5 protein-coding genes are annotated in these 7,339 nt (G+C 70.6%); 4 read left to right on the top strand and 1 reads right to left on the bottom strand.

The annotated features are described in order from the left end of the window. Positions 1-66: 66 nt before the first annotated feature. Positions 67-1,686 carry a PAS domain S-box protein gene (locus ACG2DA_RS20645; RefSeq protein ID WP_395258306.1) on the bottom strand — a complete coding sequence of 540 codons (1,620 nt, stop codon included), beginning with the start codon at positions 1,684-1,686 and terminating at the stop codon, positions 67-69. 508 nt (positions 1,687-2,194) lie between these two features. Between ACG2DA_RS20645 and ccoN the strand changes: the two genes are divergently transcribed. From ccoN to ccoG, 4 genes are read left to right on the top strand one after another with little or no spacing between them, the layout of a single operon-like run. After that, a complete protein-coding gene (gene ccoN, locus ACG2DA_RS20650) occupies positions 2,195-4,579 on the top strand; it encodes a cytochrome-c oxidase, cbb3-type subunit I (RefSeq protein WP_395258308.1) in 2,385 nt (794 codons plus the stop codon). 55 nt (positions 4,580-4,634) lie between these two features. Beyond that, on the top strand, positions 4,635-4,811 hold the full coding sequence (locus ACG2DA_RS20655) for a hypothetical protein (RefSeq protein WP_395258310.1): 177 nt from the start codon (positions 4,635-4,637) through the stop codon (positions 4,809-4,811). Positions 4,812-4,860: 49 nt separating this feature from the next. Further along, entirely contained in the window at positions 4,861-5,607 is a 747-nt protein-coding gene (locus ACG2DA_RS20660; protein ID WP_395258312.1) for a cbb3-type cytochrome c oxidase N-terminal domain-containing protein, read from the top strand. A 43-nt stretch (positions 5,608-5,650) separates the two neighbouring features. Further along, positions 5,651-7,276 (top strand): cytochrome c oxidase accessory protein CcoG, encoded by a 1,626-nt coding sequence (gene ccoG / locus ACG2DA_RS20665; protein WP_395258314.1) that lies wholly within the window; start codon positions 5,651-5,653, stop codon positions 7,274-7,276. Positions 7,277-7,339: the final 63 nt, after the last annotated feature.

Genomic DNA, 7,339 nt, shown 5'->3' on the forward strand with positions numbered 1-7,339 from the left:
CGATCGCCGCGAACCGGTCCCGCGGCGGACCGGCGGAGGAACCCGGCGGGGGGGGGGACGGACCGATCACGAACGGCTCTCCCGGGACTCGGACGGCGTTCCGTCGTGCGGCGGGCGGTCGGTGCGGGCGAACGTCAGCCGGAAGCAGGCCCCGCCGGACTCCGCCCGTTCGGCCCGGATGCGGGCGTCGTGCAGGTCGACGATCCGGCCGACGATCGCCATCCCGAGTCCGGTGCCCTTCTGCTTCGTCGTGAAGAACGGCTCAAACACCCGCGCGGCCGCCGCCTCGTCCAGGCCGCGGCCGTCGTCACGGACGCACACGTCGAACTCGTCCCCGCGGCCGGGGCCGGAAACCACCTCCACCGTCACCGCCCCCGGCGCCGCGTCGTCGTCCGTCGCCCCCGCAGCGGGTTCCACGTCGGCGTCACCGGCGTCACCGGCGTCACCGGCGGCGGCGCGGCGGGCCTCGGCGACGGCGTCCAAGGCGTTCTCAAACAGGTTGCGGAACACCTGCTCCATGCGGAACGGGTCCACCTCGGCGGCGGCCGGATCCTGCTTGGCGCCGACTTCGATCAGCTCGACGGCGGCGGCCCCGTCGGCGGCCCGGCGGTCGGCCAGCGAGGCCCAGGCCCGGCGCCAGACGGTTCGCAGGCTCATCGGTTCCCGCCGCAGGGCGATGGGAGCGGCGTACTGGCGGACTTCCTCGTACAGCGTCGTCAGGTCGGACAGCGCCCGGCCGACCCGGTCGAGCGCCCGCTCCCCGCCGGGGCCGGCGTCCAGCGCCAGCACGTCCAGCCCGGCCCGGGCCCGTTGAAGTGCGTTGCGGCTCTCGTGGGCCAGCCCGGCGACCATCTGCCCGATTGCCGCCAGCCGCTCCGCCTGTACCGCCCGCTTCTCCGCCTCGCGGCTGGCGGTCACGTCGCGGATCAGCCAGACCTCGTGGTCGTGATACCGGTAGCCGGTCGTCTCCATGACCCGGTCGGTGCCGTCGGCGTGGCGGTAGGTCGTGGTGCGGGTCAGTTCGAACTGGTCGTCCCGGTCCGTCTCGTAGGCGGCCCGGGCGCCGGCGGGGTCGTCGGGATAGAGCGCCCCGAACCAGCCGTCGAGGGTGCTCAGCCGGTCCCGGGGGTAGCCGGTGATCCGCTGGACCGTCGGGTTGCACAGCAGCGTGCCGCCGGCCCGGTCGGCGTAAACCGCCCCGGCGGGGAGGTTTTCGATCATGAACCGAATCTGGAGTTCGCGGCGATCCAACTCCGCTTCGATCCGTTTCTGGTCAGTCAGGTCGCGGATGATGCCGGTGAACAGCCGGCGGTCGTCCAGCGTGACTTCGCTGACGGCTAGGTGCATCGGGAAGGTGGAGCCGTCCGATCGCAGCCCCTCCACCTGCCGGCCGATGCCAATGATGTGCGGCGTGCCGGTCCGCAGATAGCGGGCGACGTAGCCGTCGTGCTCCGCCCGGTAGGGGGACGGCATCAGCACGGCGACGTTCCGCCCCAGCAATTCGCCGGCGGTGTACCCGAACAGCCGCTCCCCGGCCGGGTTGATCGATTCAATCCGGCCGCGCTCGTCGATGGTCAGGATCGCGTCGACGGCCGCGTCCAGCACCCCCCGCAGGCGGGCCGCCGGCTCGGCGGCCCCTTCCCGGGCGGCCGCGGGCGGCGGGCCGGGCGGGTCGGGCGGGGGCACGGCGGGATCGGTCACGGCGGGACGGGCGGCTCGGCGGGGGGCAGAGAGTCGGGAAAACGGGAGCGACGCGGCGGCGCGCGGCCAGCCAGGGACCGGGCACGCCGCGTTCCGAACCGCCCCATATTTCCGCCCGCCGCCTGCCGGAGCGACCCCGCGACGCCGGATAGCCGCAGCGGCCGGACCCGATTCGACCGCACCGACGCCCTGGCTCGGCCGCCGCATCCGGCGTGCGGAACCGCACAGGCGTGCGGATCAAACTCGGCGCCCGCACGGCGCCCGCACGCCCGCCGGCGGGGGTGTGCGGCCCCGCGGCCGGCTGACGCACCCGCGGCCGCCGGACCGCGTTCAGCCCTGTGAAATAGTTCGGAATGGTCCGGCCGGCGGGCCGCCCGAGCCCACGAGAAACCGCGGCGGGACGGACTGGCACGCTCGGTGCGTTCGGGGCCGACCCGACGCCGGGGCGATCCGTTTCCCGGTCCGTACTCCCGCCGGCCGTTTCCGCCCGCGCATGAATCCTTCGACCTTTACCGCCGCCCCGGACGCCCCGCCGCAAGCCGGCGACCTCGCCCCCGCGGAGAAAGCCCTGTTCCCCTCCGCGGCCCCGACCGTCACCGACGCCCCGCGGCCGGAGGCCGGGTTCGAGGCGTTTATTTACGACGACGACATCGTCCGCAAATTCGCCTTCGCCACGCTCCTGTGGGGTTTGATCGCCACGCTCGCGGGGCTGATCGTCGCGGCGCTGCTCGTCTGGCCGACGGCCTCCTACGGGATCGAATACGTCAGCTTCGCCCGGTTGCGGCCGGTGCACACGAACGCGGCGATCTTCGCCTTCGCCGGCAACGCGATCTTCACGGCGGTTTATTATTCCACCCAACGGCTTTGCAAGGCCCGGATGTGGTCCCGGGCGCTGTCTCTGGCCCACTTCTGGGGTTGGCAGGCGATCATCGTCGCCGCGGCGATCACGCTCCCGCTGGGGATCACCCAGAGCAAGGAATACGCGGAATTGGAGTGGCCGATCGACGTCGCGATCGCCGTGGTCTGGCTCGGGTTCTTCGGCGTGAACTTCCTGATGACGCTGATCCACCGGCGGGAGCGGCACCTGTACGTCGCCCTGTGGTTCTATATCGCCACGATCGTCACCGTGGCTCTGCTGCACGTGTTCAACAACCTTGTCGTGCCGACCGGGCTGTGGAAGAGCGACAGCGTCTACGCCGGCGTGCAGGACGCCTTCATGCAGTGGTGGTACGGGCACAACGCCGTCGCCTTCTTCCTGACGACGCCCTTCCTGGGCCTGATGTACTACTTCCTGCCGAAGGCCGCCAACCGGCCTGTGTTCAGTTATAAGCTGAGCATCCTGCACTTCTGGTCGCTGGTGTTCATTTACATCTGGGCCGGGCCGCACCACCTGCACTATACGGCCCTGCCGGAGTGGGCCGGGACGCTGGGGATGCTGTTCAGCGTGATGCTGTGGATGCCGAGCTGGGGCGGGATGATTAACGGCCTGCTGACCCTGCGGGGCGCTTGGCATAAGGTCGCCGAGGACCCGGTGCTCAAATTCTTCGTGGTCGGCGTGACCTTCTACGGCATGGCCACGCTGGAGGGCCCGCTGTTGAGCGTCCGCAGCGTCAACGCGCTGTCGCACTACACCGACTGGACGATCGCCCACGTGCACTCCGGGGCGCTGGGCTGGAACGGCTTTCTCGCCTTCGGGATGCTCTATTGGCTCCTGCCCCGCATCTTCCAGACGAAGCTGTGGAGCGTGAAGCTGGCGACCTGGCACTTCTGGATCGGGACGCTGGGCATCCTGCTCTATATCGTTCCGATCTACGTCGCCGGCCTGACCCAGGGGCTGATGTGGCGGGCGCTGACGGAGACCGGGCAGCTGGCCTATCCGGACTTCCTGGAAAGCGTGCGGGCGGTCAAACCGATGTGGCACGCCCGCGTCGGCGGCGGGGCCCTGTACGTCGCCGGGATCGCGCTGATGGCCGTCAACTACTACATGACTTGGCGGACCCGGCCGGACGTCTACGACGAACCCGTCCACCGGGCCCGGCCGCTGGCGGCGACGCCGATTCACGATCCACCGCCGGCCCGGAGCCGGCTGGAAGGCGCCGGGGTGTTGGAGATTGGGCACACGCTCAGCCGGTTCTCGCAGCTGGTCTGGCACCGGAAATGGGAGCGGCTGCCGGTGTTCTTCACAGTCGCCACCACCGCCGCGGTGGTCGTCGCCACGCTGTTCGAGGTCGTGCCGACCTTCTTAATTCGATCGAACGTGCCCACGATTTCCACGGTCGAGCCGTACACCCCGCTGGAGCTGGCCGGGCGGGACATTTACGTCTCCGAGGGGTGTTATAACTGCCACTCGCAGATGATCCGTCCGCTGGTTGCGGAGACGAAGCGGTTCGGCGACTACAGCCTCGCCGGGGAGTTCGTCTACGACCGGCCGTTCCAGTGGGGCTCGCGCCGCATCGGGCCGGACCTGGCCCGGGAGGGCGGCAAGCAGAGCCACCTGTGGCACCTGACGCACTTCGAAGACCCGGAGGAATTCTCGCCCGGCTCGGTGATGCCCTCCTACGCCTACCTCATTGAGGAGCGGCTCAACTATAACCGCATCCCGGAGCGGGTGCGGAACGCCGAGCTGCTGGGCGCCCCGTACGACTTCGAAAGCGACGAGGCGATTAAAGCGGACGCGAAACGGCAGGCCGCCGAGATCGGCGAAGCGATCGTCGCGCAGCAGGGGCCGAAGGGGATGGAGGAACGCACGGTGATCGCCCTGATCGCCTACCTCCAGCGGCTCGGAACGGACCGCTACAAGACCGCCACGACCGACCCGGCGGACGTCGACACCCCGGCGGAGGCGCTCGCTCCGCAGCAGGACCTCTCCGCGGAGTAATTCCCGCCCCCTTCAACGCCCCACATATTCACCCTCGCCCCGACCGGTCGTTTCGATGCTTAAAGCCGTCGTTCGTCAACTCGACTTCACCTCCTACCAGGAGGTCGCCCTGGCGCTGTTCGTGGGCTGTTTCGTGCTGATCGCCTTCGGCGCCGCCCGCCTCAGCCGGGGGGCGACGGACCGGTTCTCCGGCATCCCGCTGGAGGACGACGTGGTGAACGACCCCCGCTAACGGCCCCGTCGGCTTTTTTATTCCCGCCGCCTCTCCGCCCTGCCGACCCGTGACCGCTTCCGCCCCGCCCCCCGACGACCCGCCCGCCGCCGACGATTCGGCCGACACGAACGCCGTCGCCGCCGCCGACGCCGTCTCGAACGCCGCCGCGGAAACGCCCGCCGGCGGGCCGCCCGCCGCGGACGGCGGCTACCTGCCGGACGATCCGTTGACCGGGCACAGCTACGACGGGATCGAGGAGTACGACAACCCGATGCCGGCGTGGTGGAAGAACGTCTTCTGGGCGACGATTATCTTCAGCGTCCTGTACGCCCCGATCGTCTATTCGCAACTGCTCGACGCGGGCGTGTTGAGCCGCTACGAGCGGGCGAAGGTGGCCAATATCCGGCTGCAATTCGCCGATCTGGGCGAACTGACGGCCGACGGGCCGACGGTCGCGCGATTCGTCGGGGACGAGCGGTGGGAGGCCGTGGGCGAGTCGATTTATCAATCGCACTGCGTGTCCTGCCACGGCACGGACGCGTTGGGGTTGGTCGGCCCGAACCTGCGGGACGAGCAATATAAACACATCTCCAAAATCGGCGACGTACCTAAGGTCTTGCTGGAGGGCGCCGCGAACGGGTCGATGCCGGCGTGGCAGAACCGGCTCAGCGAGAACGAAATCGTGATGGCCTCCGCCTACGTCGCCGGCCTGCGGGGAACCGCCGGCGGGGCGGGCAAAGCCCCGGAGGGCCGCGAGATCCCGCCCTGGGACCTGCCTGTCGGGCCGGCCGACGCCGAGCCGGCCGTTCAATAGCTGCGTTTGATTCCAAATAATTTCCGCCTCCTGCACCGCCTCGATGGCCGCCAACTCCCGTCCGACGCTCTCCGTGATCGCCGCCCCCGCCGCGGGCGGGCGCTACGGTGGGTCCGGCGGGTGTGCCGACTGTAAGGGGGCGAAGGGCGCCGCGCCGCGGCCGTCGTTGGCCGCCGGGCTGGAGCACACCGCCGCGCCTTGCGGCGGGCCGCTGCTGGAGGCCCCGGACCGCGTGTTGCCGACGCTGGAGCGGGACGGGACCCGCCGGTGGGTCAGCCCGCGGCTGGCGAAGGGGTCTTGGTGGCGGCTCCGTCGGGCGGTGGCGTACGTGCTGATGGCGGTGTTCGTCGTTACGCCGCACCTGCGGTGGGGCGGGGAGCCGCTCGTGCTGTTGGACGTCGCCCGCCGGCGGTTCCTGCTGTTCGGTCACGAGTTCCTGCCGACCGACACCCCGCTGCTGGCCCTGTTGGCGGTCGCGACGGTGCTGAGCGTGATGTTCGTCACCGCGGTGTTCGGCCGGGCGTGGTGCGGGTGGGCCTGCCCGCAAACAGTGTTCTTGGAATTCCTGTTCCGCCCGCTGGACCGCCTGTTCGGCGGCACCGCCGGGCGGGGCGGGCCGAACAAGAAAAACCTGCCGGCGTGGCGGGGTGTGGCCCGGGTGGCGGTCAGCGTGATCTTCTCGCTGATCATCGCCCACTCCTTCCTGGCCTTCTTCGTCGGGACCGAGGCGCTGGCCCGTTGGGTCCGGCAGAGCCCGTTGGAGCACCCGACGGCGTTCCTGGTGATGGCCGGGGTGACGGTCGCCTTCCTGGCGAACTTCCTCTGGTTCCGGGAGCAGTTCTGCACCGTCGCCTGCCCGTACGGGCGGTTCCAGTCCGTGATGCTGGACCGGCAATCGCTGGTCGTGGCGTACGACGTCGATCGCGGGGAACCCCGCGGCAAGGGCAAGCGGCGACCGGGCACGCCGACGGAGAACCTCGGCGACTGCATCGAGTGCGGCTGGTGCGTGGCCGTCTGCCCGACCGGCATCGACATCCGCGACGGGCTCCAGATGGAGTGCGTGAACTGCACCCAGTGCGTGGACGCCTGCGACGAGACGATGCGGCGGATCGGCCGCCCGCCGGGGCTGATCCGCTACGCCTCGCAGGAGACAGTCGAGGGCGGCCGGTACCGCTTCTGGCGGGCCCGGACCGTCGTGTACCCGCTGCTGGTCGTCGTCGTCGGATTCCTGTTCGTGCTGGCGCTGGATCGGGCCACGGGGCTGAACGCCTCGCTGTTCCGCGGCCCGGGGCAGCCGTTCACGGTAGTCGCTGGGGAGGAAGCCGCCGCCAATGAGGAAGCCGTCGTGCGCAACAGCGTGCGGTTGCGGCTGGCGAACCGGACCGGGGAGCCCCGCACCTACACGATCACGCCGATTGCCCCGCCGGGGGTGACCGCCGAACTGCTGGACGGCCCGCCGACGCTCGACCCCGGGGAGACGGACGTGGTCCCGGTTCTGTTCGCCTTCCCGCGGGCGATCGCCGGCCCGACCGGCCGGGCGGCGGCGACGTTCACGGTCGCCGACGACGCCGGCAACGCCCGCGAGTTGGAGTTCCGCCTGATCGGCCCCGCCGGCCCCGTTGATCCCCGCCCGACCGCCCCCGCGGACGCCCCGGAAACCACCCGATGATTCTCTCGACCAGCCTCGCCCCCGCCGACGACTTCCCCGCTGACGGAACCCCCACCGCCACGC

It is taken from the genome of Alienimonas sp. DA493, from assembly GCF_043951915.1.
In the GTDB taxonomy this organism is placed as follows: domain Bacteria; phylum Planctomycetota; class Planctomycetia; order Planctomycetales; family Planctomycetaceae; genus Alienimonas.